Source organism: Nonomuraea sp. NPDC005501, from assembly GCF_040605905.1.
GTDB lineage: Bacteria > Actinomycetota > Actinomycetes > Streptosporangiales > Streptosporangiaceae > Nonomuraea.
This window is the reverse complement of the sequence record NZ_JBEXDT010000015.1, coordinates 49,609-75,552: the sequence shown is the minus strand read 5'-3', so window position 1 is coordinate 75,552 and position 25,944 is coordinate 49,609. Positions and strand designations below refer to the sequence as shown.

Annotated in this window: 28 protein-coding genes; 15 read left to right on the top strand and 13 right to left on the bottom strand. The window is 74.1% G+C overall.

What is annotated here, in order from left to right; all coding sequences use genetic code 11:
• Positions 1 to 2: 2 nt before the first annotated feature.
• Positions 3 to 884, bottom strand: coding sequence for a fumarylacetoacetate hydrolase family protein (locus tag ABZS51_RS11270; protein WP_355438726.1), 882 nt, complete (start codon positions 882 to 884; stop codon positions 3 to 5).
• Positions 885 to 999: 115 nt separating this feature from the next.
• Here ABZS51_RS11270 and ABZS51_RS11265 point away from each other — a divergent pair, with 115 nt between their 5' ends.
• Positions 1,000 to 2,304 (top strand): aminotransferase class III-fold pyridoxal phosphate-dependent enzyme, encoded by a 1,305-nt coding sequence (locus ABZS51_RS11265; protein WP_355438724.1) that lies wholly within the window; start codon positions 1,000 to 1,002, stop codon positions 2,302 to 2,304.
• A gap of 114 nt (positions 2,305 to 2,418) precedes the next feature.
• On the opposite strand, the gene ABZS51_RS11260 is transcribed toward ABZS51_RS11265, so the two are convergent.
• Complete coding sequence (locus ABZS51_RS11260) at positions 2,419 to 3,072, bottom strand: response regulator transcription factor (protein WP_355438722.1); 654 nt, start codon at positions 3,070 to 3,072, stop codon at positions 2,419 to 2,421.
• Positions 3,060 to 4,199: a histidine kinase gene (locus ABZS51_RS11255; protein WP_355438720.1), complete on the bottom strand. Its 1,140-nt coding sequence runs from the start codon at positions 4,197 to 4,199 to the stop codon at positions 3,060 to 3,062. Before ABZS51_RS11255 ends, ABZS51_RS11260 begins: the two co-directional genes overlap by 13 nt.
• A gap of 131 nt (positions 4,200 to 4,330) precedes the next feature.
• Here ABZS51_RS11255 and ABZS51_RS11250 point away from each other — a divergent pair, with 131 nt between their 5' ends.
• The gene (locus tag ABZS51_RS11250; protein WP_355438718.1) at positions 4,331 to 4,729 is read left to right on the top strand and encodes a DUF6069 family protein; all 399 of its coding nucleotides are present in this window, start codon (positions 4,331 to 4,333) and stop codon (positions 4,727 to 4,729) included.
• On the opposite strand, the gene ABZS51_RS11245 is transcribed toward ABZS51_RS11250, so the two are convergent.
• Together ABZS51_RS11245 and ABZS51_RS11240 are read right to left on the bottom strand one after the other, a co-directional pair.
• A complete protein-coding gene (locus ABZS51_RS11245) occupies positions 4,706 to 5,416 on the bottom strand; it encodes a response regulator transcription factor (protein ID WP_355438716.1) in 711 nt (236 codons plus the stop codon). The genes ABZS51_RS11250 and ABZS51_RS11245 overlap by 24 nt on opposite strands.
• On the bottom strand, positions 5,413 to 6,720 hold the full coding sequence (locus ABZS51_RS11240; RefSeq protein ID WP_355438714.1) for a sensor histidine kinase: 1,308 nt from the start codon (positions 6,718 to 6,720) through the stop codon (positions 5,413 to 5,415). Before ABZS51_RS11240 ends, ABZS51_RS11245 begins: the two co-directional genes overlap by 4 nt.
• 373 nt (positions 6,721 to 7,093) lie before the next feature.
• Between ABZS51_RS11240 and ABZS51_RS11235 the strand changes: the two genes are divergently transcribed.
• From ABZS51_RS11235 to ABZS51_RS11225, 3 genes are read left to right on the top strand one after another with little or no spacing between them, the layout of a single operon-like run.
• The gene (locus tag ABZS51_RS11235; RefSeq protein WP_355438712.1) at positions 7,094 to 8,023 is read left to right on the top strand and encodes an ATP-binding cassette domain-containing protein; all 930 of its coding nucleotides are present in this window, start codon (positions 7,094 to 7,096) and stop codon (positions 8,021 to 8,023) included.
• Positions 8,020 to 9,570, top strand: a complete 1,551-nt coding sequence (locus ABZS51_RS11230; RefSeq protein ID WP_355438710.1) for a hypothetical protein — start codon at positions 8,020 to 8,022, stop codon at positions 9,568 to 9,570. Before ABZS51_RS11235 ends, ABZS51_RS11230 begins: the two co-directional genes overlap by 4 nt.
• A 29-nt stretch (positions 9,571 to 9,599) precedes the next feature.
• A complete protein-coding gene (locus ABZS51_RS11225) occupies positions 9,600 to 10,376 on the top strand; it encodes an ABC transporter permease (protein ID WP_355438708.1) in 777 nt (258 codons plus the stop codon).
• Positions 10,377 to 10,411: 35 nt separating this feature from the next.
• Here the strand turns inward: ABZS51_RS11225 and ABZS51_RS11220 are convergent, their stop codons facing one another.
• Genes ABZS51_RS11220 through ABZS51_RS11210 form a run of 3 tightly spaced genes read right to left on the bottom strand, consistent with a single transcriptional unit; the run spans position 10,412 to position 12,356 of the window.
• On the bottom strand, positions 10,412 to 10,987 hold the full coding sequence (locus ABZS51_RS11220; protein WP_355438706.1) for a TetR/AcrR family transcriptional regulator: 576 nt from the start codon (positions 10,985 to 10,987) through the stop codon (positions 10,412 to 10,414).
• A gap of 8 nt (positions 10,988 to 10,995) precedes the next feature.
• A complete protein-coding gene (locus ABZS51_RS11215; protein WP_355438704.1) occupies positions 10,996 to 11,409 on the bottom strand; it encodes a YchJ family metal-binding protein in 414 nt (137 codons plus the stop codon).
• 5 nt (positions 11,410 to 11,414) lie between these two features.
• Positions 11,415 to 12,356 (bottom strand): NAD-dependent protein deacetylase, encoded by a 942-nt coding sequence (locus tag ABZS51_RS11210; protein WP_355438702.1) that lies wholly within the window; start codon positions 12,354 to 12,356, stop codon positions 11,415 to 11,417.
• 89 nt (positions 12,357 to 12,445) lie between these two features.
• Here ABZS51_RS11210 and ABZS51_RS11205 point away from each other — a divergent pair, with 89 nt between their 5' ends.
• Both ABZS51_RS11205 and ABZS51_RS11200 read left to right on the top strand, forming a co-directional pair.
• Positions 12,446 to 12,907 carry a helix-turn-helix domain-containing protein gene (locus ABZS51_RS11205; RefSeq protein ID WP_355438700.1) on the top strand — a complete coding sequence of 154 codons (462 nt, stop codon included), beginning with the start codon at positions 12,446 to 12,448 and terminating at the stop codon, positions 12,905 to 12,907.
• A gap of 5 nt (positions 12,908 to 12,912) precedes the next feature.
• Positions 12,913 to 13,281, top strand: a complete 369-nt coding sequence (locus tag ABZS51_RS11200) for a DUF4180 domain-containing protein (RefSeq protein WP_355438698.1) — start codon at positions 12,913 to 12,915, stop codon at positions 13,279 to 13,281.
• 97 nt (positions 13,282 to 13,378) lie between these two features.
• On the opposite strand, the gene ABZS51_RS11195 is transcribed toward ABZS51_RS11200, so the two are convergent.
• Entirely contained in the window at positions 13,379 to 13,960 is a 582-nt protein-coding gene (locus tag ABZS51_RS11195) for a TetR/AcrR family transcriptional regulator (protein WP_355438696.1), read from the bottom strand.
• Between the two features lie 208 nt (positions 13,961 to 14,168).
• Here ABZS51_RS11195 and ABZS51_RS11190 point away from each other — a divergent pair, with 208 nt between their 5' ends.
• Entirely contained in the window at positions 14,169 to 15,071 is a 903-nt protein-coding gene (locus tag ABZS51_RS11190) for an NADP-dependent oxidoreductase (protein ID WP_355438694.1), read from the top strand.
• A 26-nt stretch (positions 15,072 to 15,097) separates the two neighbouring features.
• Here the strand turns inward: ABZS51_RS11190 and ABZS51_RS11185 are convergent, their stop codons facing one another.
• The 3 genes from ABZS51_RS11185 to ABZS51_RS11175 all read right to left on the bottom strand — a co-directional run bounded on the left by ABZS51_RS11185 (position 15,098) and on the right by ABZS51_RS11175 (position 17,945).
• Positions 15,098 to 15,787: a TetR family transcriptional regulator gene (locus ABZS51_RS11185; protein ID WP_355438692.1), complete on the bottom strand. Its 690-nt coding sequence runs from the start codon at positions 15,785 to 15,787 to the stop codon at positions 15,098 to 15,100.
• Positions 15,784 to 16,989 (bottom strand): cytochrome P450, encoded by a 1,206-nt coding sequence (locus ABZS51_RS11180; RefSeq protein WP_310715364.1) that lies wholly within the window; start codon positions 16,987 to 16,989, stop codon positions 15,784 to 15,786. Before ABZS51_RS11180 ends, ABZS51_RS11185 begins: the two co-directional genes overlap by 4 nt.
• A gap of 368 nt (positions 16,990 to 17,357) precedes the next feature.
• On the bottom strand, positions 17,358 to 17,945 hold the full coding sequence (locus ABZS51_RS11175; protein ID WP_355438690.1) for a TetR family transcriptional regulator: 588 nt from the start codon (positions 17,943 to 17,945) through the stop codon (positions 17,358 to 17,360).
• A gap of 62 nt (positions 17,946 to 18,007) precedes the next feature.
• On the opposite strand from ABZS51_RS11175, the gene ABZS51_RS11170 reads away from it, so the two are divergent.
• The 7 genes from ABZS51_RS11170 (at position 18,008) to ABZS51_RS11140 (ending at position 24,538) form a co-directional block, all read left to right on the top strand.
• Complete coding sequence (locus ABZS51_RS11170) at positions 18,008 to 18,973, top strand: alpha/beta fold hydrolase (protein ID WP_355438688.1); 966 nt, start codon at positions 18,008 to 18,010, stop codon at positions 18,971 to 18,973.
• A 34-nt stretch (positions 18,974 to 19,007) separates the two neighbouring features.
• A complete protein-coding gene (locus tag ABZS51_RS11165; RefSeq protein WP_355438686.1) occupies positions 19,008 to 19,358 on the top strand; it encodes a TetR/AcrR family transcriptional regulator C-terminal domain-containing protein in 351 nt (116 codons plus the stop codon).
• A 111-nt stretch (positions 19,359 to 19,469) separates the two neighbouring features.
• Positions 19,470 to 20,837 (top strand): transposase, encoded by a 1,368-nt coding sequence (locus tag ABZS51_RS11160; protein WP_355438684.1) that lies wholly within the window; start codon positions 19,470 to 19,472, stop codon positions 20,835 to 20,837.
• 198 nt (positions 20,838 to 21,035) lie between these two features.
• Positions 21,036 to 22,013 (top strand): ABC transporter ATP-binding protein, encoded by a 978-nt coding sequence (locus tag ABZS51_RS11155; RefSeq protein ID WP_355438682.1) that lies wholly within the window; start codon positions 21,036 to 21,038, stop codon positions 22,011 to 22,013.
• On the top strand, positions 22,013 to 22,735 hold the full coding sequence (locus tag ABZS51_RS11150; RefSeq protein ID WP_355438680.1) for an ABC transporter permease: 723 nt from the start codon (positions 22,013 to 22,015) through the stop codon (positions 22,733 to 22,735). The genes ABZS51_RS11155 and ABZS51_RS11150 overlap by 1 nt, the downstream gene beginning before the upstream one ends.
• Positions 22,736 to 22,758: 23 nt before the next feature.
• Entirely contained in the window at positions 22,759 to 23,889 is a 1,131-nt protein-coding gene (locus tag ABZS51_RS11145; protein WP_355438678.1) for a histidine kinase, read from the top strand.
• Between the two features lie 43 nt (positions 23,890 to 23,932).
• Positions 23,933 to 24,538: a response regulator transcription factor gene (locus ABZS51_RS11140; protein ID WP_310715382.1), complete on the top strand. Its 606-nt coding sequence runs from the start codon at positions 23,933 to 23,935 to the stop codon at positions 24,536 to 24,538.
• Between the two features lie 21 nt (positions 24,539 to 24,559).
• Here the strand turns inward: ABZS51_RS11140 and ABZS51_RS11135 are convergent, their stop codons facing one another.
• Positions 24,560 to 25,933: a carotenoid oxygenase family protein gene (locus ABZS51_RS11135; RefSeq protein WP_355438675.1), complete on the bottom strand. Its 1,374-nt coding sequence runs from the start codon at positions 25,931 to 25,933 to the stop codon at positions 24,560 to 24,562.
• Between the last annotated feature and the right edge of the window lie 11 nt (positions 25,934 to 25,944).

Sequence of the window (25,944 nt, the reverse complement as noted above, 5' to 3'; positions counted from 1 at the left end):
TTTTAGGCTGACCGGAATTTGACCGTATTTACCAGTGTGCCGATTCCCTCCACGGTGGCGCGCATGGTGTCGCCGTCCTTGAGCGGGGCGATGCCGGCGATGGTGCCGGTCGCGATGAGGTCGCCCGGCATCAGGGTCATCCCGTCGGACAGGTCGGCGATGAGCCGGGGCAGGCCGAAGACCATCTGCCTGGTGTTGGCCCGCTGCCTGACCTGGCCGTCCACCTCCAGGGTGAGCTCCAGCGCCTGCGGGTCGGGCACCTCGTCCACCGTCGCCAGGTACGGGCCCACCGGCGCGAAGGTGTCGAAGCCCTTGGACTGGTCCCACGGCACGTTGCGGGCGATGTTGGCCAGTTGCAGGTCGCGCGCCGTCATGTCGTTGATCACCGTGTATCCGGCGACGGCCTCGCGCCACCGCTCGGCCGGCAGGTCCCTGGTCACCTTGCCGATGACCACGGCCAGCTCCACCTCGTGCTCCAGATGGCGGGTGCGGGCGGGGGGGAGGACCGGGTGGTTGTGGCCCACGAGCGCGGACGGTGGCTTGAAGAACAGCACCGGCTCCGGCGGAACCTCCAGGCCGCTCTCGTCCGCGTGCTCCTGGTAGTTCAGCGCCAGGCAGCAGATCTTCGTGCAGGTGGCCACGGGCGGCTCGAAGAGCACCGCGCTCTCGTCCAGGAGGGAGCCGCCGCGGCTGGCCGCCAGCTCGCTCAGGCGGTCGAGCCCGAACAAGTCCAGGGCGGCCACCGGGTCCGCTCCGAGCTCCCGGCCGGGCGCCGGGTCGAGCTCTGGTGCGAGGCCGGCCAGGCTCACCAGCTCGCCGGGCGCGCGCCGGGCCACCAGCTCGACCGGGCTGGAGGGGGTACGCCGAATGCGTCCAAGAAACATGTCCGTAAGCCCATCAAGGGCCCACGACCTCCACAAGCATCGAAATTTGCGCTTACGACCCGCTTCTTGCTGTCTTTCTTGTCGTCGGGCGATCTGGCACCGTTTGATGGTCGGCATGACCCGGATTCTGGACGTCAGCCGCGACCTCTACACCACTGCCCAGCACTACATCGCCGGCGGCGTCTCCAGCGACGCGCGCCGGACCGCGGGCGTGCCGCTCTACGTGGACAGGGCGTCGGGAGCCAGGCTCTGGGACGTCGACGGCAACGTCTACCTCGACTACGTGCTCGGCCAGGGCCCCGCGCTGCTCGGCCACTGCCCGCCCGCGGTGGTCGACGCCGTCACCGCGCAGGTGGCCCGCGGCATCGTGTACTCCGCCCAGCACGCGGCCGAGGCCCGCGTCGCCGAGCGGCTGTGCGCGATGGTGCCCTCGGCCGAGCGCGTCCGCTTCAACACCGTCGGCTCCGAGGCCGTACACGCCGCCTGGCGGCTGGCGCGGGGCTTCACGGGACGCCCCAAGATCCTCAAGTTCGAGGGCCACTACCACGGCTGGCTCGACCCGGTCCTCTACAGCGTGCACCCGCCCCTGGACGACGCCGGGCCGCACGACCGGCCCCGCGCCGTGCCCGGGACCGCGGGCCAGCCGCCCGCCGCCGACCTGGTGATCTGTCCCTGGAACGACCTGGAGTCGCTGACCCGGCTCATGGACCTGCACGCGGGGCAGATCGCCGCCGTCGTCACCGAGCCGGTGCTCTGCAACACCGGCGCCATCGAGCCGGACCCCGGCTACCTCCAGGCGGTGCGCGAGCTGTGCGACCGTCACGGCAGCCTGCTGATCTTCGACGAGATCATCACCGGCTTCCGGCTCGCCCCCGGGGGCGCCCAGGAGTACCTCGGCGTCAGCCCCGACCTGTCGGTCTTCGGCAAGGCGATGGCGGGCGGCATGCAGGTGTCCGCGCTGGCCGGGCGGGCGTTCGTGATGGACGCCATCTCCTCGGGCAAGGTCGCGCACGCGGGGACGTTCAACTCGCAGCCCGTCGGCATCGCCGCCGCCGAGGCCACCCTGCGCATCCTGGACGAGCAGCGCGAGGAGGTCTACGGCACCCTTCACGCCCGGGGCCGGCAGCTCATGACGGGCCTGCGCGAGGCCGCCGCCAAGGTGGGAGTCCCGATGCTGGTGGACGGGCCGGGCCCGGTCTTCCAGACGTACTTCACGGACCGGCCCGCGGTGCGCGACTATCGCGACTTCGCCAGGACCGACCGCGCCCTGATGGGCCGCCTGCACGCCGCGCTGCTCGAGCGCGGGGTCAACATGGTGCCGCGGGGACTGTGGTTCCTGTCCACCGCGCACACCGAGGCCGACGTCGCCGCCACCGTCGACGTCTTCGAGGACGCGCTCCGGTCGATCGCGCTCGGCTGAGCGCGTGCCCGTCCGGCTGAGGGTGCCGGACGGGCGGCTCCGGCGCGGCGGTGACCTGAGTCAGGGCGGTCCCTTCGCCCAGCGCGTCAGCATGGCCGGCGCGGGGTGAGCGCGTCAGGCCAGGCCGGCGTCGTGCGCGAGCAGGGCGATCTGCGTGCGGTTGTCCAGGCCGAGCTTGGTGAGCATGCTGGAGACGTGGGCCTTCACCGTGGTGATGCCCATGAACAGCTCGGCGGCGATCTCCGCGTTAGTCCGGCCGTGTGCGATCGCGAGGGCCACCTCCAACTCGCGTGGAGTGAGCGCGGCCAGCGCGGCGCGGGCCTGCTCGTAGGCTCCGGCCTGCGTGATGGTGCGGTCCATCAGCCTGCGGGTGATCCGCGGGGACAGGATCGGATCGCCCCCGGCGACCCGCGTGACCGCCTCCACGATCTGCGCGGGCGGGGTGTCCTTGAGCAGGAAGCCGCCGGCGCCCGCGCGCAGCGCGTGCAGGATGTTCTCGTCGGTGTCGAAGGTGGTCAGCACGATCACCTCGGGCGGGCGGGCGCGCTCGCGTAAACGGCGGGTGGCGGTGATGCCGTTCACGTGCGGCATCCGCAGGTCCATCAGGACGACGTCGGGGGCATGGGCGTCGGTCGCCGCGACGGCCTCCCGGCCGTCGGCGGCCTCGCCGACGACGGTGATGCCGGCGGCGCCGTCCAGCATCATGGACAGCCCGGCGCGGACCAGGGCGTCGTCGTCCACCAGGAGAACGCGGATCACGCAGGCCATGGTAACGAGGCCCGCAGCCGGAACCGCCCGTCGACGACCTGGTGGTCCAGCCGCCCCCCGGCCAGCCGTACGCGTTCGGTCAGCCCGACCAGACCCGTGCCACTGCCCGGAGAGGTCGGCGCCGCACCGGCCTCGGGCATCGGGTTGTGAACGTCGATCAGCAACCGCGCCCCGGGACCGCCCCGCAGCAGCACCTCGACCGGCCGGCCGGCGGCGTGCTTGCGGGCGTTGGTCAGCGCTTCCTGCACGACGCGGTAGGCGGTCCGGCCGGTGGCGGCCGGGAGGGTGAGGGCATCGGCGACCTCATCGCGCAGCCGGACCTGTTCTCCGGCCTCGCGTGCCTCGGTGACCAGCCGCGGCAGGTCGGCCAGCGTGGGCCGAGGCTCCGGGCCGCCGTCCTCCCCCTCGCCGTCCTCGCGCAGCAGGTTGATCACCTGGCGCAGTTCCTCCAGCGCCTGGTGGACTCCCGCCCGAACCACCCCGGCGGCACGGGCGAGCTGCTCCGGCGAGGAGTCCGGGCGGTACTCCAGCGCGCCGGCGTGGGTGGCCACCAGAGACAGTCGATGGGCCAGCACGTCGTGCATCTCCCCGGCGAGCTTGCGGCGCTCGGCCATCCGCGCCTCGGCCACCCGCCTGCCCTGCTCGGCCTCGGCACGGCGGGCTCGCTGGCGCAGCGAGATCAGCAACGCGCGGCGGGAACGGGCCAGGGCGCCCCAGCCGAGCATCGCGCCGTACCCGGCGGAGATCAGCAGCAGCCACCAGCCGAGGGAGATGCCGGTGTTCGGCCGCCACAGCCCCTGCGCCAGGTGCATCGCGACGCCGGCCGCCGCCACCGCGCCCGCGACGGGCAAGCGCCGGCATTGGGCCACCTGCAACGCCCCCAGGGTCGCCGCCGGGGTGGCCACCGGCGAGGCGACCGCGAGGAGGGTGGCGACCAGCGCGCCGGCCATCGGCCACCACAGCTGGGCGACCGCCGCGGTCACGCTCACGGCCGCGACCGCGATGTCCAGAACGTGCATGGCCGAGGACGTGCCGGCCTGCCCCCGGAGCGTCAAGGCCGCGAGTCCGCCGATCCCGGCGACCACGATCGCCGCAGTGACAATTCTGTGGAGCCGGCGCTCGGTCATCGGGTCAGGCTAGCCCCCGGTACGGCACCGCCGGCACCTACCGAAGGAGGAGGCGCTCCCCTCCGGAGAAGGACATGGCGCGACCGCGGGCCCGATGCGGCGGCACGGCACCCCCGGCCAGGCTGAACGGCGTGAACACCTTCACCAAGAGACTCCTTGTCACCGTGATCGGCGCACCCGCCGCCGCCCTGGCCGTGTGGTGCCTGGCGGTACCTCTGGCCGGCGTCGTGCTGACGGTGCGGCAGGGCGGCGTCACCCAGACGGTCGGCCCGGTGACGATCGCCCTGGCGAGCCTGCTGGCCGGTCTGGCGGGCTGGGCGCTGCTGGCCGCCCTGGAGCGGTTCTCGGCCAGGCCCGGCCGCCTCTGGACGATCATGGCCCTGGTCGTGCTGATCGTCTCCCTTCTCGGGCCGCTCGGCGGCGCCGTGGGCCCGGCCGCGACACTGACGCTGGTCCTTCTGCACCTGGCCGTCGCCGCCGTGCTCTTCCCGGGGCTGGGGCGCCGATCAACCACTTCCCTGGGTACGTGACCGCGCCCCCGGGACCACCAGGCCCGTCTCGTACGCGGCGACCACCGCCTGCGTCCGGTCGCGCAGCCCGAGCTTGCCGAGGACCCGGCTCACGTGCGTCTTCACCGTCTCCTCCGTGACGGTCAGCCGGGCGGCGATCTCCGGGTTCGACAGGCCCTCGGCGATGAGCCGCAGCACCTGCGTCTCGCGCGGCGTGAGCGTGGCCAGCGCCGCCGCCGACCCGGCGTCGGGCCCCGGCTGGAGCCGGGCGAACTCGCCGATCAGCCGCCGGGTCACCGCCGGGGCCAGCAGCGCCTCGCCCGCGGCGATCACCCGGACCGCGTCGAACAGCCGCTCGGCGGTGACGTCCTTCAGCAGGAACCCGCTGGCCCCGGCGCGCAGCGCGTCGTAGACGTACTCGTCCAGGTCGAACGTCGTCAGGATCAGCACCCGCGGCCCTTCACCGGGGGCCGCGGCCAGGCGGCGGGTGGCCTCGATGCCGTCCATGCCCGGCATCCGCACGTCCATGAGAACCACGTCGGGGCGCAGGTCACGGCACACCCGCACGGCCTGCGCGCCGTCGGCGGCCGTCCCGACCACCTCGAAGTCCGGCTGGGTGGCGAGCAGTTCGGCGAACCCGGTGCGGACGACGAGATGGTCATCGGCGACGACGACGCGCACGGCGGGGGAGAGGCCGGCACCCGTCATCCGCCCGCACCCCCGTTCCCGACCGCCACGCCGGCACCTGTCTCCGCCCGCCTGCCCACGCCTCCTCGAGGCTCGTCCGGGCCCGGGGCCGCGCCGGGGAGAGTGGCTTCGATGAGGAAGCCGCCGCCGGGCGCGGGCCCGGTCGTGAGCCGCCCGCCCACGGCCGCCGCCCGCTCCCGCATCCCGGCGAGCCCATGCCCGGCCGGCCCATGCCCGGCCGGCCCATGACGAGCCGGCCCATGTCCGCCGGGTCCGTGCCCGCTCGGTCCCTGGCCGGCCGGCGCGCCGTGCCCGACATTCGGCTGCGGGGGATGGTGGGACGGTCCGGGCCCGTTGTCGCGGACCCGGACCCGCAGCACCTCGCCCGTGTAGTGCAGCTCGACGTCCACGGCGGCCCCCGGCGCGTGCCGGCGGGCGTTGGTGAGCGCCTCCTGGACGATCCGGTACGCCGTCAGCTCCACACCCGGATCCAGCCGGACGGGACGGCCCCGCAGGATCAGGCGCATCCCCGTTCCGGAGGCGTCGCGGGCCGCGTCGAGCAGCTCGTTCAGCTCGCCCAGCCCCAGGCCGGGCTGCGGACTGCGAACCCCCGGGGCGGCGCCCGCGTCCTCCCGCAGCACGCCGAGCAGCCACCTCATCTCGGTCAGCGCGGCGCGGGCGGTGTCGCCGATGGCCGTCAGCCGCTCCGCGCCCGCGGGAGGCATGCCGGGTGTGGCCAGCCGGGCCGTCTCGGCCTGCACGGCCACCATCGAGATGTGGTGGGCCACCACGTCGTGCAGGTCGCGGGCGATGCGGGCCCGCTCGCCCCGCGCCACGTGCTCCAGCAGCCCTTCGGTGGCGGCCTGGCGGGCCGCCGCGCTCTCACGCGCCTCCCCGCGTGCCCGCCGCGCGATGCCGGCCAGCGCCGCGGCCGGTGCCAGAGAGGCCAGCACCAGCGTGAGCAGCCGCGCCTCGCCCTGGGCCTGGCCCAGCAGCGCCAGCAGCGGGAACGGCACCGCCGGCGCGACCGCCACGAGCCGCGGCGCTGCCCGGCCGAGGCGGTAACCGGTGAGGAGCTGGGCGACCGCGCCCGCGACGGTCATGGTCTGGAACGCCGTCAGGGACAGCACGCCCGCCGCCGAGACGGCCAGCCCGGCCGCCACCGGCTGCCCCCGCAGCGCCACCACCGGCAGCGTCGTGGCCAGGGCCAGCAGCCCGTACACGATGAGGAACAGCGGCCGGTCGGTGGTCAGCGCGAGCGCCGGGCTCACGGCGTGTGCCGTCGACTCCACCAGCGCCCCGGCCACCAGGAACGCCCCCACCACGACCGGCCCGTACGACCCGCCGAGACGCTCCCCCCACGACCGCGCTGCCCACGACCGCGCTGCCCACGACCGCGCTGCCCACGACCGCCCTGCCCACGACCGCCCTGCCCACGACTCCCGTGCTCCGGACCGGTCCGCGTCCGGTCCGTTCACGGCGGGTGAGGCCGCGGCGTCCGGCGAGGCGGCGGCGCCCGGCGGGGCCGCGGCTCCCGGCCGGGGGAGTCGCTTCGGCTGGTCATGCGTTCCGTCCACCCTGGTCATTGTCCTGGTCGTCCAGGTTCGTGGCATCCCTCGATCGAGGGATGCCACACCGGTGATGATCGCTCCCCCGCGTGACGCGCCCGCCCGGCGCCGCCGCCTAGCCTGCGGTGCCATGGAAACCACCATCGAGGTCGCCGGCCTGCGCAAGCGGTACGGCCCGACCCTGGCACTGGACGGCATGACGTTCACCGTGTCACCGGGACGGGTCACCGGGTTCGTCGGCCCCAACGGCGCGGGCAAGTCCACCACCATGCGGGTGGTGCTCGGTCTGGACGCCGCCGACGAGGGCAGCGCGCTGGTCGGCGGCCGGCCGTACCGGAGCCTGCGTGAGCCGCTGCGGCACGTCGGCGCGCTGCTGGACGCGGGCGCGTTGCAGCCGAGCCGCACCGGCCGCCACCACCTGCTGTGGCTGGCCCACTCGCAGGGGCTGGGCGCCCGGCGGGTGGACGAGGTGATCGACCTGGTCGGGCTGGGTCCGGCGGCGCGGCGCAGGGCCGGCGGGTACTCGCTGGGGATGCGCCAGCGGCTGGGCATCGCGGCGGCGCTGCTGGGCGACCCGCCGACGCTGATGCTGGACGAGCCGTTCAACGGACTGGACCCCGAAGGCATGGTCTGGATCAGGGGGCTGCTGCGCTCGCTGGCCGGCGAGGGCCGGGCGGTGCTGGTGTCGAGCCATCTGATGAGCGAGCTGGAGGACACCGCCGGGCACGTGGTGGTGGTGGGCCGTGGCCGGGTGGTTGCGGACGCCGCCGTGGCCGATCTGGTCGGCGCCGCCTCCCGCGGCCGGGTCATGCTGCGCACCTCCGACCGGACCGCGGCGATGACGGTGCTGGCCGGGGCGGGCGCCGTCGTGGCCGTGTCCGGCCAGGACACGGTGACGGTCTCGGGGGTGCCGGCCGAGCGGGTCGTGGGACTGCTCAACGCCGGCGGGGTGCCGTTCTCGGAGGTGTCGGCGCACCGGGCGACGCTGGAGGAGGCGTACATGGAGCTGACCCGCGACGCGGTCGAGTTCCGTGCGTCGGCCGGCGGAGCGGCGCGATGAGCGCGGGCAGAGACTCCGCTCGGGGTGGCGGGTTCGGGCGGCTGGTGCTGGCCGAGTGGACGAAGTTCCGCACGGTCCGCGGCTGGGTGGCCGGCATGGCCGCCGCCGCCCTGGTCACCGTGCTGCTCGGGCTGATGACGGCGGCCGGCAGCCACACGTCGTGCGGCGGTCCCGGCGACGCCTGCCCCGCCCCGCCCGTAGGACCGGGCGGTGAGGCGGTGACCGACCACTTCTTCTTCGCCCATCGGACGCTGACCGGCGACGGCTCCGTCACCGCCCGCCTCACGTCCATGACGGGCCAGGTACGGCTGCCGGACCTCGTCCAGGGCGTCCGGCGGGTCGAGAACCGGGTCGTGCCGTGGGCCAAGGCCGGGCTCATCATCAAGGACGGCGTCCGGCAGGGCTCGACGTACGCGGCCGTCATGGCGACGGGCGGTCACGGCGTGCGGATGCAGGTCGACTTCACCCACGACACGGCCGGCCGGCCGGGCGGAGTGTCGGCGTCGTCGCCGCGCTGGCTGCGGCTGGTCCGCTCGGGCGAGGACGTCACCGGGTACGAGTCCGCCGACGGCGAGCGGTGGACCAAGGTGGGGACGGCACGGCTCGCCGGGCTGCCGGCCACGGCCGAGATCGGGATGTTCGCCGCCTCGCCCGGCGACCTGACCGTGCAGCCCGCCGACTTCGGCGGCAGCATCGAGCAGGTCCGCTTCTCCGAGACCACCGCCGTCTTCGACCGGGTCGGCCTGTCGGGCCGCGTCACGGGCGAGGCGTGGAGCGGCGACGACATCGGCGCCGTCAGGGAGCCCGGCGGGGCGATCCACCATCCGGGCGGCTTCCGGCAGTCCGGCGGCACGTACACCGTGGTCGGCGTCGGTGACATCGCGCCGGCCACCGACGGGCAGAGCGTCGAGAACACCCTGACCGGTGTGGTGACCGCGCTCATCGTGGTGATCGTCGTGGCGGTCATGTCCGTCACGTCGGAGTACCGGCGCGGGCTCATCCGGACCACGCTGCTGGCGGTCCCGCGGCGTGGACGGGCGCTGGCGGCCAAGGCCGTCGTGATCGCCGGGGTGACCTTCGCCGCCGGTCTGGCGGCCACAGCCGTCACGGTGCCGCTGGGCACGGGCGTCCTGCGCGACAACGGCAACATCGTCCTGCCGGTGTCCTGGCTGACGCAGGTCCGGGTGGTGGCGGGTGTGGCGCTGCTGATGGCCGCCGCTGCCGTCCTTGCGCTCGCGCTGGGCGCGCTGTTCCGGCGCGGCACGGCGGCGATCACGGCCGCCGTCGTGGTCGTCGTGGTGCCGCATCTGCTGGCGACCGCGTCGATCCTGCCGGACGAGGCCGCGCGGTGGCTGCTGCGGCTGACTCCGGCGGCCGGGTTCGCGATCCAGCAGAGCATCCCGGCGTACCCGCAGGTCCTGGCCAACTACGTGCCGTCGGCGGGCTACTACCCGCTCGCGCCGTGGGCCGGCCTGGCGGTGCTGTGCGGTTACGCCGTGCTCGCGCTCGCCCTGGCCGTGCACCGCCTGAACAGGAGGGACGCATGAGCCGCGGGCAGGCGGGCCGAGGAGGGTGGATGAGGCGCGAACTGCGGGCCGAGTGGACGAAGCTGCGCACCGAGACGGGCGTCGGCCGGCTGCTGCCGGCGCTGGTCGGGCTGACGGCGGCGGCGGCCGCCGGGGTGAGCGCGAGCGTGACCTGCGGCGCCGCGGGCTGCGGCCACGACACGGTCAAGCTGGCGCTCACCGGGGTGCAGGTGGGGCAGGCGGTCGTCGCCGTGCTGGCCGTCCTCGTCGTCGGGGGCGAGTACGGCACCGGCATGATCCGCACCACCCTCACCGCGATGCCGCGCCGGGGCGCCGTGCTGGCCGCCAAGGCGGCCGTGCTGATCGGCGTGACTGTGCCGGCCGGAGCCCTCGCCGTGCTGGCCTCGCTGCTGGCCGGGCGGCTCATCCTGCCCGGGCGCGGCTTCACCGCCGGCAACGGCCACCCGCCGCTGTCGCTCGCCGACGGGCCGACGCTGCGGGCCGCCGCCGGGTCGGTCCTGTACCTGGCGCTCGTCGCGCTGCTGAGCCTGGGGATCGCGCTCGCCGTGCGGGACTCGGCGGCGGCCATCGGGGTGGTGCTCGGGCTGTTGTACGTGTCGGCGATCCTGCCGCTCATGGTCGCCGACCCGGACTGGCAGCTCGCGCTGTGGCGGCTGTCGCCGTCGAACGCGGGCATGTCCATCCAGGCCACCACGAACCTGGCGAGTCTGCCGCTCAGCCCGTGGGCGGGCCTCGGTGTGCTCGCCGCGTGGGCCGTCGCGGCGCTCGCCGGCGGCGGCGTGCTGCTGCGCGTACGAGACGCCTGACGCGCCCGGAGGGCCTCCGGCGGGGTGCGGCGCCGTCAGGCGAGACCGTCGATCCAACGCTCCAGCCGGTCGCCCTCGGCCTTCATCAGCGCCGGGTCGCGCAGGGTGTTGGTGAGCAGCGAGATCCCCTGGTAGGAGGAGAGCAGGGCGACGGCCAGCTCGCGCGCGTCGGCGCGGCCCAGGGCGGCGAACTGGCGCTCCATCCAGTCCAGCAGCTCCCGCATCAGCGCGGCCACCGCCTGGTCCAGCCCGTCGGCCCGCTTGTCCAGCTCGGAGGCCAGCGTCCCGGTGGGGCAGCCGTAGCGGGCGGCGACGTCGCGCTGGTCCACCCAGCCGCGCACGAGCGCCTTGAGCCGCTCCGCCGGGCCGGGCATCCCGTCGAGCCGCTCGAGCAGGCCGCGCAGCGCCCCGGCGTGCGCGTCGATGGCGGCCTCGACGAGCTGGTCCTTGGTCTTGAAGTAGTAGTAGACGTTGCCGACGGGCACGTCCGCCTCGCGCGCGATGTCGGCCAGCGTCGTCTTCTCGACACCCTGCTCGTGCAGCACCTTGGCCGCCGCGGTCGCCAGGCGCTCCCGCTTGCCGCCTCGGGCGCCCTTAACTGAGTTGGTCACCTGACTTACTATAGTCGCCGCGCCGGCGGACCGTCGTCGCGCGGTCCCTCGTACACCCACTGCCCGTCGAGCCGGACGAACCGGCTGCGCTCCTCCATGGAGCCCTCGCGCCCGCGCTGCACGTAGTGGGCGCGGAAGCGGACGGTCCCCTCGGTGTGCAGGACCGTGCCCCGGACGCTCTCCAGGATCTCCAGCCGCACCCACCGGACCCCGCGGTCCAGGTCGAGGCGCGCCGGCCGCGTGGCCGGATGCCAGGTGCGCAGCAGGTACGCCTCGTCGCCCACGGCGAACGCGGCGAACCGCGACCGCATGAGCAGCTCGGCCGTGGGCGCCGAGCCCTCGCCCCGGTGGAAGCGGCCGCAGCAGTCACGGTAGGGGGCCGGCAGGCCGCACGGGCAGCCGGCGGGTTCGCGACGGGACATGACCCCTATTGTGCCGGGACGGCAGGGACGGTCGGAGCGGATGGAGCCGCATCGCCTCCTGAGGCGGCCATGCCGACGACCGCGCGCCCCGAAGGCTCACCCCGCTGGAGGTCCTTCGTCAGCTCCGTGAGCGTGGCGCCGAGCGGCGCGTCCAGCCGCAGCGCGGCCTCGGCGTCGCCGCGCGTCGGCCCCTGGTTGACGATGGCGATCGGGATGCCCAGCTCGGCGGCCCGGCCGACGAACCGCAGCCCCGACCGCACCGCCAGCGACGACCCGAGCACCAGCAGCGCCCGCGCCCCCGCCACCAGCGCGAAGCACTCGTCCACCCGCGGCTTCGGCACGTTCTCGCCGAAGAACACCACGTCCGGCTTGAGGAGCCCGCCGCAGCCCGTGCAGTCCACCACCTGGAAGCCCGCGACCTGCTCGTCGGTGAGGTCGGCGTCGCCGTCGGGCTTGATCGCCGTCGCGGCGGCCGCCCAGCCGGGATTGGCGCGGCGCAGGCGCCGGTCGAGCTCCATGCGGGGCGTGCGCTGCCGGCACGACAGGCACACCACCCGGTCCAGGCCGCCGTGCAGCTCGACGACCCGCCGTGCGCCGGCCGCCTGGTGCAGGCCGTCGACGTTCTGGGTGATGACGGCGTCGACCAGGCCGCGCCGTTCGAGGTCGGCCACGGCCCGGTGGCCGGAGTTGGGGGCGGCCTCGCCGATCCGCCGCCAGCCGACGTGGCTGCGCGCCCAGTAGCGGCGCCGCGCCTCGGCGCTGCCCACGAACCGCTGGTACGTCATGGGGTCGGCCCGCTGAGCCCGTCCGGTCGGCCCGCGGTAGTCGGGGATGCCCGACTCGGTCGACAGCCCCGCCCCGCTCAGCACCACCAGGCCGCCCCCTGCGACGAGTTCGGCCAGGGCGGCGAGCGGCGCCGTCTCGCGGTCCTCTGCGCTCACGGTCACGCGTCCATGGTGCCCGATGCGGGGGAGTGCCTCGACGGCGGCTCTGCGAAGCCGACATGCAGCCTTAGAACTCCCCCAAAGGTGCTAAGTTGGGGAACGCGAGGGAGTTCGACGGAGGGGTGGCGATGGCGGAGCGGTACTACTCGGTGGAGCGGGTGGCCGAGCTGCTCGGCCTGCACGTCAAGACCGTGCGCGGCTACGTCCGCGACGGACGGCTCAGGGCCACCCGGATCGGCCGGCAGTACCGGATCGCCGCGGAGGACCTGGAGGCGTTCACCGGGCGCCCGGCCACGACGCCCGCACGCGGCGGACCCCACGCCGAGACGTCCGCCATCGTGCGGATCGACGGCATCGGCCGCGAGGCGGTCATCCGGCTGGCCAACACCGTCATAGCGGCGGCCGGAAGCCGTCCCCGCGACGGCGGCACGCTGCGCGTCGAGACCGTCTACGACGAGGAGCGGGCCAGCCTCAAGGTCATCGTCCTGGGCGACCTCGACGGGACCGCCGAACTCCTCAAAATCATCGATCTGCTCGTGGACGAGGAGCCCTGATCCCGTTGCCTGACACCCTCCAGCATGTCGCCGGCACGCCCGTTCTCGTGTGCGCGGCCGACGGCGAGCCCCTGCGCGGCGAGCGCGAGGCGGTGGATCTCCTCGGGGAGGCGTTCTCCTGCCAGGCCACCTGGGTGGCGATCCCGGCCGAGCGGCTCGGGGAGGGCTTCTTCCGGCTGCGCACCCGCGTCGCCGGGGAGATCCTGCAGAAGTTCGCGAACTACCGGCTGGGCGTGGCCGTCGTCGGGGACATCTCCCGGCACGTCGAGGCCAGCACCGCGCTGCGCGACTTCGTGGTGGAGAGCAACCGCGGCGGGCACGTCTGGTTCGTCCCCGACCTGGAGGCGCTGCGCGAACGGCTCGTCCAGGCGTAGAGCCAGGCGCGGAGGCAGGCGTGGAGCCAGGCGCGGAGCCGGTGCCGGTTGCGGGCGAAGCCGCCGGAGTTCGTGTGTGCCGGTCTCGTGCCCCTTCTCATCGGCGGGGGCCGGGCCGGAGGTCGGGTGGGTCGGCAAGGGTGTGCACGCCCGCACGGATGCGTTCGGTGTCCATGTGTCGATGCCGGCGCAGGTAGTCGATGACGTCCGCGCGGAGCGCGGTGAACACGGCGTGGGCGAGGTACCCGGCGTCGATGGTGGGCCGCGCGGCGTGGATCCGGTCGGCGAGCTCGTCGATCCAGAACTGGCTGGCGGGATTGGCGTAGTAGGCGTGCGGCCCGTAGTGCTCCAGCGCCCGGATGAGCGTGTAGTTGTCGAGGACGAAGTCGAACAGCGCGTCGAGGTAGGCGTGGAGGCTCGCGGCGGCATCTCCTCCGGGTCCGAGCGGGGGTTCTCCGGATCGCACGCGGCTCTGCAGGGCGGTGACGCGTGGCGCGATGAGCGCATCGACCAGTCCCAGCAGGTCGCCGAAGCGGCGCATGACCGTGGCCTTGCCGACGCCGGCGGCCTGGGCGATGCGGGCCAGGCTGACATGGTCGAGGTCCTCGCGCTGGAACAGCGTTTCCGCCGCGGCCAGCACGGCGGCGCGGTTGCGGGCGGCATCGGCGCGTTCGGTCACAGCGGCACCTCCTTGCATAACTGGACCAGTGGACCGTATCGTACCGGACCAGCGGACCGGTTCATGTCCCGTCCCGCGTCCTTGCCGAGCCGGTGGCGGGGTGAGCCCCGATGTGGGGGGAGTGCGCGGTCGGGGCCTGTTGACGGGACGTCGTCGATCGGACGCCGCGTCGAGAGAGGGAGCTATGGAACGGATCTGCCGGGCTGTCATGTTCGCTGAGTACGGTGACGCCGAGGTCTTGCGGGTGGCCGAGCGTGCGGTGCCTGAGCCCGGCCCGGGGCAGGTCCGGATCGCCGTCCGCGCCGCCGGCGTCAACCCGATCGACTGGAAGATCCGCAGCGGCGCCATGGCCGCCGTGATGCCGGTGGATCTTCCCGCCGTTCCCGGTGTCGATGTGGCCGGCGTCGTCGAATGCGTAGGGCCGGGCGTGACCGATGTCGCCGTCGGGGACGACGTGTTCGGCAAGGCGGTCTCCGGAAGTTACGCCGAGCTGGCGCTGGCGAATCTCGATGCCATCGCCGCCAAACCCGAAGCGGTGTCCTGGGAGGTGGCCGCCGCCCTCCCCGTGGCCGCCACCACGGCCTACCACGCCTTCGCCCTGCTCGGCCTGGAGCGGGGCGAGACGATCGTGATCGACGGCGCGGCCGGTGGGGTGGGAACCGTCGCCGTCCAGGTCGCCCGGCATCGCGGACTCACGGTGATCGGCACGGCCGGCCCGCGCAACCACGACTACCTGCGCTCCCTCGGCGCCATCCCCGTGGCCTACGGCGACGGCCTGGTCGACCGGGTCCGGGCCGTCGCCGCACACGGTGCGGACGCCGCCGTGGACGCGGCGGGGCGCGGCTCCCTCCCGGCACTGGTGGAGCTGACCGGAAACCCCCACCGCGTGATCAGTCTCGCCGACGCGTCGGCGGAGTCGCTGGGCGCGCGGTTCGTCTACGGCGAGCCCGGCGACATGCGCGGGATCCTGGACGAAGCCGCAGCACTCGTGGCGGCCGGCACGATCACGGTCACCATCGCCCGCACCTACCCCCTGGCCGGCGCGGCCGCCGCCCACCGCGACAGCCAGACGGGGCACGTCCGCGGCAAGCTGGTCCTGACGCCGATCTGACGGCCGCGGCGTGGACCCCGGCGGAGCTAGGCGGCGGAGGGCGTGACCGGGGCGGCCAGCAGGCCGGTCAGCGCGTCCACCAGGGCGGTCGCCGTGTCCCGCCACACGGTCACCGGGTCGGCCGCCGGGTTCTCGTGCAGGGCGCGCTCCCGCTCGGCCAGCATGTGGACGACCAGCACCCGGCACATGTCGGTCCGCTGCCGGTGGACGGCTTCCGGCACCCCCGGCACCAGCCGGAACAGGTGCTCCACGATCCGCCCCACCGACGGCGTGGCGACCGCCTCCTCGATGACCACCGCCCGCATCGTCGGCTCCGTGTCGGCCTGCGCCAGGAAGCGGGCGTACCAGGTGGGGGCCGGCAGCGAGGCCAGGTGGTCGGTGGCCGGCCGTACCAGGCAGGACGCCCACTCCCGCACGCCGGAGTCGTCGCCGACGGACTCCAGCATGCGCGCCCGCCGCTCCTCCATGCCGCCGTTGTGGCGACGCAGGACGGCCCGCACCAGGTCGGTCTTGGTGCCGAAGTGGTAGCCGACGGCGTAGTTGTTGGACTGGCCGGCGGCCTCGCCGATCTGCCGGTTGGAGACCGCCGCGATGCCGTGCTCGGCGAACAGCCGCTCGGCCGCCGCCAGGATCCGCTCGCGGGTGCCCGCCCCGCGCTCGGGCCTGCCGCGCGTACGGGCGGGGCCGCCGGTGCTCGCCGTGCCCGCTGTGCTCACCACCGGACCGGGACCGCCCGCAACCCGCCGACCAGCAGCCCCTCGCGGGGCGCCAGCTCGGCCGCCGGGACCGCGAGCTCCAGGCCCGGCAGCCGACGCAGCAGCACGTCGAGAACGGTCTGCAGCTCGGTGCGGGCCAGCGCCTGCCCGAGGCACGAGTGGGGGCCGACGCCGAAGGCGAGATGCGTGTTGGGGGAGCGGCGCAGGTCCATCTCGCCGGCTCGCTCGAAGGCCCGCTCGTCGCGGTTGGCCGAGGCCATGCTGCAGATCACCGTCGTGCCCGCGGGCAGCTTGCGGTCGGCCACCTCCACCTCCTCGGTCAGGTAGCGCGGCATCCCGAAGCCGGGGTTGGCGTCGAAGCGCAGCACCTCCTCCACCGCCGGGTGGACGAGCGACGGCTCGGCCAGCAGCGCCTCCCAGCGGGACCGGTCGGACAGGAGCATCGCGGCCATCTTGCCGATCATGTTTGCGGTGGTCTCGTGGCCGGCCACCAGCAGGCCGCGGGCGGTGCCCACGAGCAGCGGCTCGGTCAGCCGCCCGTCGGCCGCGTCCACGATCCCGATGAGCTCGCTGAGCAGGTCGCCGCCCGGCTCGGCCCGCTTGGCGGCGACGTGCGCCGACAGGTACGCGTCGAACTCCGCCTGCGCCGCGTCGATCTCCTCCTGCCCGTACCGGGTCATGCTGAGCATGGTGTCCGACCAGTACGAGAACCGGTCGCGGTCGGAGTCGGGGACGCCCAGCAGGTCGCAGATCACCCACACCGGCAGCGGGAACCCCAGCGCCGCGACCAGGTCGGCCGGCGACCCCTGCGCCACCATGGCGTCCACGAGGTGCCCGGCCATCTCCTCCATGCGCGGCCGCATCGCCAGCACGCGCTTGGCCGTGAACGCCCTGCCCACGAGGCGCCGCCACTGCATGTGCGCCTCGCCGCCGGCCGAGGAGGCCGTGTCGGAGCGGCCGAACACGCCGCCGGACTCGTTGGCCGTCACGCGGGCGGCGTCGCCGGCGTCGAGCTGCCGGGTGAAGCGCGGGTCGGACAGCACCTGGCGGACGTCGTCGTAGCGGGTCAGCAGCAGCGCCTGGTCGCCGCTGGCCAGCCGGATCGGCGCGACCGGGCAGCCGTCGCGCAGGCTCGCCCACTCGGGCGGCGGCTCCAGCGCGGAGGGGTTGCGGAAGGGGTAGTCCGGGACGACGTCGCTCACGGGTTCTCCTCGCTCGGGCCGACCCCCTTATCTAAGCCATGTGACTTAACTCCGTCAACCGACCATCACGCATCACGACCGCCCGTCTCACGACCGCCCGTCTGACAGCGGGCCACCTCACAGCGGTCCGCCGAACCAGGTGCGCAGGGCCGCCTCCAGAAGGGCGGTGGAGACATGTCCCACAGGGCTGTTCGCGCGTTGATGTCCGTTTCGTCGTCAGGGGCGGGTCTCCCCGTGCACGGGGGAGCGCCGCGCGGCCAGAGATGACCCTCGGGCCTGGCTCTGTCGCGGCCCGAGCCTCTGCTGCCTGGCAACGTTGGTCGCGGCCCGCCGCCGTCGTCCACATGTTTCGGGAACCCGCCTTCCCGTCACAAGTCCGCCGGCAAGCCGATCCGGCCGAGCTGGTGGTCGAGGACCGCGGTCGCCTCCGCGACGCTCAGTTCCCCGACCAGCACGCCGTCGGCCAGGCCCCGCGCGAGCCCGAGAAGGACGTGGGCCTCGGCCTCCGCCTCGACGCCGGGTTCCGAAGCGGCGGCGGCCACCAGCGCGGCGGTCTCGCGATGGACCGCGTCGCCGCCTGCGCGGTACAGCTCCCGTACATCAGGGTCAGCGACGGCCCTGGCCAGAAACGCGTGTCCGGCGAGCAGGAGCACGGGAGCGCTTGCGCCCAGCTCCACGACGGCGAGCAGCGTGCGCCGCAGCGTGTCGGCCGGGCTGCCGGCGTCCCGCAGCGCCGCGCGCACATGGCATTCGATCTCCTGCCTGAGCAGGTGTGCGCTCGCGCGCAGCAGGTCGGCCTTCGCCGCGAAATAGTGCTGCACCAGCCCTTTGGAGACGCCGGCCTCCTGGGCGACGCGCCCGATGCTCACACCGGCCAGGCCGTCCCGAGCGCACAGCCTGAGTGCGGCATGGGCGATCTCCGCCCGCCGGGCCGCGTGATCCACCTGCTTCGGCACGCCCTGGCCTCCTCTCTTTGCGATACGAGTGTATGGTGAATTCGGCGCAATACGATCGTATTGTGAAAGGCGAACGGAGTCCGAACATGAACGACCTTGTGGAACCCAATGTCGGAGCCGCGTTCCGCCGGCGGCGGCTCGGCCACTTCCGTGACGCCTCCGCCTTCGCCCGCTACCGGAACGCCTACGACCTTGCGATGGCCGAGCTTCCCGAGCCCGATCAGATCCAGGACGTGGCGACTCACTTCGGGACCGTCCGGGTCTATCGCTTCGGCACTGGCGACGGCGTACCGCTTCTCCTGCTGCCAGGGCGCACCGCGTCCACTCCGATGTGGGAGCCGAACCTGGCCGGCCTCACCGCCCACCGGCCGGTGTACACGGTCGACCTCCTCGGCGAGCCTGGTCGCTCGGTGCAGACCCGGGCGTTCGCGAGCGCGGCCGACCAGGCCCACTGGCTGGCGGAGTTGCTGACCCGGCTCGGCCATGACCGGGTGCACCTCGTCGGAGCGTCCATCGGCGGGTGGAGCGCTTTCCACCTCGCCCTGAACGTCCCGGAGAAGATCGCCTCGCTGAGCCTGCTCGATCCCGCCGGCCTTTTCGGCCGGATCACCTGGAAGGTCGTCGTCGTTTCGCTGGGCTCGGTGGTGCCGTTCTTCCCCGAGTCGTGGCGTCGGAGGCTGCTCAGCTGGATCTCCGGCGGAGCCGACGCCTCCGATGACGAACCCGTCGCCAACCTGATTGCGGCCGGGATGCGGGACTTCACCGCCTTCCTGCCGCCACCGACGTATCCCACGGACGGCCAGGTGGCCGGAGTCGACGTGCCGGTGCTCGCTCTGATCGCCGGGCGCAGCATCATCCACGATCCGCAAAAGGCCGCCCGGCGTGCCCGCCGCCTGCTCGCCCGAGGCGTCGTCGAACTGTGGCCGGACGCCTCCCACGCCATCAACGGCGAGTTCCCCGAGCGCGTCAATGCCCGGGTCCTCGCCTTCGTCGACGAGATCGACCGCACCGGCCAACGGCCGTCTTGACCCCCCTATGTGAGGGAGGCAGGCCCCCAGGGGAGTGAGAAGACACGGCCGCGCCCCCGGCGCCAACGACCGCCGCGGCGCGCGCGTGGCGTCCGGCGCGGTGGTCACGCGCGCCGTCGCGCTGGGGACGTTCGTCGAGCGGATCACCGAGGTGCTGCACGAGGCCGGCTTCGGGCTGGCGGACGCCTCCCGGGCTACGGGGGCGCTCGCCCACTTCGTCGTCGGGCGGACCCTGGGGGAGCAGTCGCGGCCGGAGCCCGCGGACGAGGCGCGGGCGGTGACGAGTGAGAGCTTCCCCTTCCCCGTGCTGGCCCGCGCCCTGCGCGAGCGCCACACGGCCGGCGCCACCCCGGACGAGGACTTCGGCTACCGGATTCGTCCGTAGTGCTCCGGCCTTCAGGCCGGGGGGTGAAACAGGCTCTCCCGCGTAGCGGGGCAGGAACAGTCGATTCGCCGCCAGGCGGACCGGCGTCGCCACGGTCGGAACGAAAACCAAATGGGCGTGGAGGAGGAAAAGACAGTGTCTGCCGGTCCTGATATCGCTGTATTCGGCCATAGCCCAATTCTGGATAAGGGTATGGTGGCGGTCATGGTCGGGCGGGAGGTGGTCAAGCGGCGGCGTGGGCATAAAACCCGTCTGGACCTGACCCGCGCCCAGTCCACGCTGCTGGAGGAGCAGGCGTCCGCCGCGATCACCGTGTGGAACTGCCTGCACGCCTACTGGACGCATTTCCCCGGTCGGCGCCCGCGCCTGGCCCAGGCCGATCAGGCGATCCGCCAAGCCCGCGCCGACTTCCCGTTCCTGGCCGCGCTCCCCGCTCAGGCCGCCCAGGCGGTCCTGAAGACCTACCGCCAAGCGTGGGAGAACTTCTTCAACCCTGACCACCCCGCCGGCCGGCCAACGTTCAAGTCGAAGAAACGGGCACGGCTGGCGGTTGACGTGCCGCAGGTCCGCAACATGCGGATCTGCCGCCTGTCGGCCGGATGGGGCGCGGCCACCATCCCGATGATCGCAAGGATCAAGTTCCGGTGGACCAAGAACCTTCCCGGCATCGGGAAGAACGCTCCCACCGGGAGGATCACGGGGGCACGACTGGTCAAGGAGGCCGACGGCTGGCACCTGGTGTTCCGCACCGAAACCCAGGTCACGGCCCCCGCTCCGCACCCGGGCCCCAGCGTTGGAATCGACCGGGGTGTCAACGTCGCCCTGGCCCTGTCGAACGGCACCACACGTGAACACGGCCCCTGGCTCACCAGCGGCGAACGGGAGCGTTTGCGCCGCCTGGAGAACAAGAGCGCCCGCCAACGCGTGACCCGGCCGAAGAAGACCCGCCCTTCCCACCGGGAAAGCCACACCTGCGACCAGATCGCGGGACTGCGCGCGAAAGCCAAGCGCCGGGCCACCGACTGGCAGCATCGGATCACCACGCACCTCGCCGATACCTTCGGCATGATCGCGGTGGAAGACCTGAAGATCACCAACATGCTCGCCTCCGCGAAAGGCACCATCGAAGCACCCGGCAAGAACGTCGCCCAGAAAGCCGGGTTGAACCGGGCGATCGCCGGACAGGCATGGGGCCGGACCGTCACCCTGCTGGAGTACAAGACCCGCGATCGGGGTGGTCAGGTGGTGAGGGTTCCCGCGGCTGGCACCTCCCAGATCTGCCATCGGTGCGGGCACCGCGACCCGGCAGCCCGCGCCGGGACCGTATTCGCGTGCATCAGCCCCACGTGCGGGTGGGTCGGCCACGCCGACATCAACGCTGCCATCAACATCGGCAACGCCGCTGGACCAGCGGTGTCAGGACGTGGAGACCTCGGGACTGCCCGGTCTGCGAAGCGTCAACCCCCACGCGCCGCGTAAGTGGCGCGATGGGAAGAATCCCCGGCCTTCACTTCAGACCGGGGAGGAGGTCAAAGCCTGACCATCATGCTGACCGGCCTGCGCACGCTGCATTCCGCGAAATCCCGCGGCGGCGCCGGGGGAGGGGTGACACCTGTCACGGGCGAACCCTGACAGGTGGCACAGGGAGCCCGGCGCGTCACCGGCCAGGCTGGCCGCATGACATCCATTCCCCACGCGGTGGCCGCGTCCGGCCTCCGCAAGTCCTACGCCGGACGGCCGGCCGTCGCCGGGGTCGACCTGCTCGTGGCGCCCGGCGAGATGGTCGCCCTTCTCGGCCCGAACGGCGCCGGCAAGTCCACGGCCGTCGACATGATGCTCGGCCTCACCACCCCCGACGCGGGCGAGGTCTCCCTGTTCGGCCGGCCGCCGCGCGAGGCCGTCGCCGGCGGCGCCGTCGGCGTGATGCTCCAGGAGGCGGCGCTGCCGGACGACGCCACCGTCCACGAGACGGTGGCGATGATCTGCTCGCTGCACCGCGCCCCGATGCCGGTGGAGCGGGCGCTGCGGCTCGCCGGGGTCGAGGACCTGGCCGGGCGGCGCGCGGCTGCGCTGTCCGGCGGGCAGCGGCAGCGGGTGCGGCTCGCCATGGCGCTGGCCCCCGACCCCGGCCTGCTCGTGCTCGACGAGCCCACCTCCGCGATGGACGTGTCCGCCCGGCGCGGGTTCTGGCACTCCATGCGGGAGTACGCGCGGACCGGGCGCACCGTGCTGTTCGCCACCCACTACCTGGAAGAGGCCGAGACGCACGCGGACCGCGTCGTGCTCATGCGCGCGGGCGCGATCGTGGCCGACGGGCCGGTGACCGCGGTCATGGCACGCGTCGGCGGTCGCATCCTGCGCGCCACCGTCCCCGCCACCGTGCCGGCCACAGTGCCCGCCACCGTTCCCGCCACCGGGCGGCAGGATCTGGCCGGCTTGCTGTCCGGTCTGCCGGGCGTCGCCTCCGCCGAGCTGGACGGCGAACGCGCCACGCTGAGCTGCTCCGACTCCGACGCGGCGCTGCGGGCGCTGCTGGCCCGCTTCCCCGCCGCCCGCGACATCGAGGTGCGCGCCCCGGGCCTGGAGGAGGCGTTCGTGCTGCTGACCGAGGAACCGGCGCGGCCGCAGCGGGCGCGCGTGAGAGGAGCGGTGTGATGAAGGCGGGATACCTGCGTTTCGAGGCCAGGCGCGTCCTGCGCGACCCCCGGTTCCTGGCCTTCTCGGTCGGGCTGCCGGTCGGCCTGTTCCTCCTTCTCTCGTACGTCTACCGGTCCCAGCAGATCCCGGCGGCGTACCTGATGGGCGGGCTGACCGCGTTCGGCGCGTTCAAGGCGGCGCTGGACACCGGCGCCCGCACCGCCGTCGAGCGCGGCGCCGGCTGGCAGCGCCAGCTCCGGCTGACCCCGCTGTCGGGCGTCGGCTACCTCCTGGCGAAGGGGACCGTGGCCATGCTGGTGGCGTTGCCGCCCGTGGCCGGGGTCTCGCTGGCGGCGGCGCTGACCGCCGGGGTGAGGCTGTCCGCCGCGGGCTGGGCGCTGGCCGTGCTCGGCGTGTGGTTGGGCACCGTGCCGTTCGCGCTGCTCGGGCTGCTCGTCGGACAGCTGTCCACGCCGCGCGGCCTGCAGGCCTACCAGGGCGGCGTCCTGCTGCTGCTCAGCTTCGTCGGCGGGCTGCTGGTGCCGGTGAGCGCCTTCCCCGAGAGCCTGGCGGCCGTGGCCAGGGTGCTGCCGAGCTACTGGCTGGCCGAGATCAGTCACGGGGCGGCCGTGTCCGGCGGCGGCCGGGTGGGAGAGGCGGCGGCCGTCCTGGCGGCGTACACGGTGGTGCTGGGCGTCGCCGTGGCGGCCCGGTACCGTCGCGACAGCGCACGCTCCTGACGACCCCCGGCGAGGTGGACATCATGCTCCGGCAGCGACCCTTCGGGCTGGCGGCGTGGCCCGCGTGGTCGCCGCGCCACCCCGGCAGGGGGTGGAGAGAGGCGCGCGGCCTGCTCGTGCTGGTCGCGTTCCTGGTCTGGCCGTTGTGGGACCTGCTGCGCGGGCGTGGGCACGGCGGGCCGCTCGCGATCGCCCTCATGCTGGTGTACGGGGCGAGCTGGGTGACGACCATGGCGTACGGCGTCGGCCGGCCGCCCAGGGAGCGGATCGCGGTGCTCGCCTGGCTGCTGGCCCTCGCCGTCGCCCTGACACTCGTCCGGCAGGACCCGGCCGGTCACGCCCCGCTCGGCGCGCTCGCGTACGCGCTGGCGGCGGCGGTGTGGCTGCTGCCCGCCCTCTGGGGGCTGCTGCTGGCGGTGGCCGCCGCGGCGGCGCGGCTGCTGATCCTGTACGCCACGGCGGGCGAGGCGGTGTGGGGTGCCGTGCCGTCCGTGCTCGCCGACACGCTCGCGCCCGTGGCCGTGGTGCTGCTCGTCCGGCTGCTCGTGCAGCTCCGCCAGGCGAACGAGGAGATCGAGGCGCTGGCGACCGCCGCCGAGCGGGCCCGGCTGGCCCGCGACCTGCACGACGTGCTGGGCCACAGCCTCACCGCGATCACCGCCAAGGCCGGGCTGGCCCGCCGCCTGCTGGAGCGCGGCGCCGACCCGGATCAGGCGCTGGCCGAGCTCCGCGACGTCGAGCGGCTCTCCCGGCAGGCGCACGCGGAGATCCGCGCCACCGTGTCGGGCGTACGCAGGCCCTCGTTGATGGCGGAGCTGAGCGGGGTGCGGGTGGCGCTGCGCGCCGCGGACATCGCGGCCGTCCTGCCGTCGAGCGTGGAGGAGGTCGCCGAGGACCTCCGGGAGCCGTTCGCGTACGTGCTGCGGGAGGGCGTCACCAACGTCATCCGGCACAGCGGCGCGACCCGCTGCGAGGTGCGCCTGGACGCCTCCAGCCTGGAGATCCGCGACGACGGCCACGGGGGCGGCACCGAGGCGGGGACGGCGGGCAGCGGCCTGGCCGGGCTCGGCGAGCGGCTGCGGGCCGTCGGTGGGAGCCTGGAGGCGGGCCCGCTGCCGCAGGGCGGCTTCCGGCTGCGGGCGAGCCGTCCGTGAGCGGGTTTCCCGGGCGTGGTCAGGGCCGGCGGGAGGAGCGGGCGTGATCAGGGTGGTGCTGGCCGACGACCAGGCGCTGGTGCGCGGCGCGCTGGCCTCGATGCTCGGCCTGGAGCCGGACATCGAGGTGGTGGCGCAGGCCGGCTCGGGCGAGGAGGCGCTGGAGGCCGTCGCGCGCACCCGCCCCGACGTCGCGCTGATCGACGTGCAGATGCCCGGCATGGACGGCCTGGACGTCACCGAGCGGGTGCGCGCGCTGGTGCCGTCGTGCCGGGTGGTGATCTGCACGACCTTCGGGCGGCCCGGCTACTTCGCCCGCGCCATGCGCAACGGCGCGTCGGGCTTCGTGGTGAAGGACTCCTCACCGGAGCACCTGGTGGACACCGTCCGCCGGGTCCACGCGGGACTGCGCGTGGTCGATCCGGCGCTGGCCGCCGAGTCGCTGGCCAGCGGCGCCAGCCCGCTGACCGCCCGGGAACGCGACGTGCTGCGCGAGGCCAGGCAGGGCGGCACGGTGTCGGAGATCGCCAGGGCGCTGCACCTGTCCAACGGGACCGTGCGCAACCACCTGTCGGCGGCCATCGGCAAGACCGGCGCCGCCACCAGGGCGGAGGCGGCGCTGATCGCCGAGGAGCGCGGCTGGCTCTGACGCGCGCCGGGCTTCCGGCGGCTACGTCGCGGGGTCGGGGATCCAGCTTCCGTGGAAGCCGGCCGGGACGCGGCGCGGCAGCCGTACCGAGGCCGTACGGGACAGGTCGGCGGCGTCCAGGACCAGCAGCTCGGAGCCGTGCCCGGCCCGGTCGGACACGATCGACAGCAGCCAGCCCTCGTCCTCCGCGCGGGCGCCCTCGGCCGGCACGAACACCGCCTCCCCCGGCGCCAGGTCCGCGCCCAGATCGAGCGCGGCCGAGGAGCCGGAGCGCAGGTCGTGCTTGACGATCGCGTCCCGGGCGACGGTGTAGAGGTAGCGGTGGGGAAGGCCGGTGCGGGTCTCGTCGTGGGTGGGGAACTCCACGGCCCGGTCGTCGATCGGCGCCTCCTTGACGGCGCCGGTGGCCGGGTCGAGGGTCCAGCGGTGCAGCCGGGCATGCCCCGTGGCCGCCGCCGCGACCGGGGCGCCTCCGGTGGCCGGCGTACCGCCGGAGGGCCCGCCGATGCTCGGCCAGAACGCGGTGAACTCCTCCGGCCGGTAGCGGACCCCGTCCACGACGACCCGCCCCGCCTCGTCCTCGTACGCGTTGCCCACGTGGAAGACGTAACAGGGGTCCACCTCGAACCAGCGCGCCGGGCCGCCGGCGCGCGGCATCACGCCGAGCCGCGCCCCGTAGCCGTCGTCCCAGCGGAACGGCATGCCCCGGCCCCGGCGCGCCAGCGCCATGTCGAAGACCACCGGCAGGTCCAGCCAGACCACGTGGTTCGCGGTGATGGCGAAGTCGTGCATCATCGTCGGGCCGGGCACCTCGACCTCGCGGCTCTCCACCAGCCGGCCGTCCGCCGACAGCCGGTGGTAGGTGAGGTACGGCGGGACGAGCCCGTAGTCGAAGAACAGCAGCTCCCCGGTGACCGGGTCCTCCTTGGGGTGGGCGGTCATCCCGCCGGTCAGCAGCCCGCCGAAGTCGCACGGGCCGACCGTGTCCAGCTCGGGTGTCAGCTCGTACGGCAGGCCGGTCTCGACCAGTGCGAGGATCCGCCCGGCGTGCGGGACGACGTGGGTGTTGGCCGGGACGGCCGCGTGGTCGAAGCTGCCGTCGGCGCGCACGAACGGCGCGCCGTCCGTCAGCTTGGTGGTGCGCACCCAGCGGTTGCGGTACCACTCGGCGCGGCCGTCGCGCAGCCGCACGCCGTGGACCATGCCGGCCCCGGTGAACCAGTGGGCCGACGGCGTGCCCGGCAGCGGGTTCGGGCCGTTGCGGAAGTAGCGGCCGGTCAGCTCGGGCGGCAGCGCGCCCTCGACCGGCAGCCCGGCCGCGTCGATCTCGTCGGGGACGGGGGCCAGGTGGCCGTCCAGCCACGCGGCCGGGGAGGTTTCGTTCGACTGGGACATCTCGGGGATCC

Excerpts from the sequence above, each read along its gene's own strand:
- ABZS51_RS11270 (WP_355438726.1), bottom strand. The coding sequence starts at position 884 with ATGTTTCTTGGACGCATTCGGCGTACCCCCTCCAGCCCGGTCGAGCTG.
- ABZS51_RS11265 (WP_355438724.1), top strand. The coding sequence starts at position 1,000 with ATGACCCGGATTCTGGACGTCAGCCGCGACCTCTACACCACTGCCCAG.
- ABZS51_RS11260 (WP_355438722.1), bottom strand. The coding sequence starts at position 3,072 with ATGGCCTGCGTGATCCGCGTTCTCCTGGTGGACGACGACGCCCTGGTC.
- ABZS51_RS11255 (WP_355438720.1), bottom strand. The coding sequence starts at position 4,199 with ATGACCGAGCGCCGGCTCCACAGAATTGTCACTGCGGCGATCGTGGTC.
- ABZS51_RS11245 (WP_355438716.1), bottom strand. The coding sequence starts at position 5,416 with ATGACGGGTGCCGGCCTCTCCCCCGCCGTGCGCGTCGTCGTCGCCGAT.
- ABZS51_RS11235 (WP_355438712.1), top strand. The coding sequence starts at position 7,094 with ATGGAAACCACCATCGAGGTCGCCGGCCTGCGCAAGCGGTACGGCCCG.
- ABZS51_RS11230 (WP_355438710.1), top strand. The coding sequence starts at position 8,020 with ATGAGCGCGGGCAGAGACTCCGCTCGGGGTGGCGGGTTCGGGCGGCTG.
- ABZS51_RS11225 (WP_355438708.1), top strand. The coding sequence starts at position 9,600 with ATGAGGCGCGAACTGCGGGCCGAGTGGACGAAGCTGCGCACCGAGACG.
- ABZS51_RS11215 (WP_355438704.1), bottom strand. The coding sequence starts at position 11,409 with ATGTCCCGTCGCGAACCCGCCGGCTGCCCGTGCGGCCTGCCGGCCCCC.
- ABZS51_RS11190 (WP_355438694.1), top strand. The coding sequence starts at position 14,169 with ATGTTCGCTGAGTACGGTGACGCCGAGGTCTTGCGGGTGGCCGAGCGT.
- ABZS51_RS11160 (WP_355438684.1), top strand. The coding sequence starts at position 19,470 with ATGGGCGTGGAGGAGGAAAAGACAGTGTCTGCCGGTCCTGATATCGCT.
- ABZS51_RS11155 (WP_355438682.1), top strand. The coding sequence starts at position 21,036 with ATGACATCCATTCCCCACGCGGTGGCCGCGTCCGGCCTCCGCAAGTCC.
- ABZS51_RS11150 (WP_355438680.1), top strand. The coding sequence starts at position 22,013 with ATGAAGGCGGGATACCTGCGTTTCGAGGCCAGGCGCGTCCTGCGCGAC.
- ABZS51_RS11145 (WP_355438678.1), top strand. The coding sequence starts at position 22,759 with ATGCTCCGGCAGCGACCCTTCGGGCTGGCGGCGTGGCCCGCGTGGTCG.
- ABZS51_RS11135 (WP_355438675.1), bottom strand. The coding sequence starts at position 25,933 with ATGTCCCAGTCGAACGAAACCTCCCCGGCCGCGTGGCTGGACGGCCAC.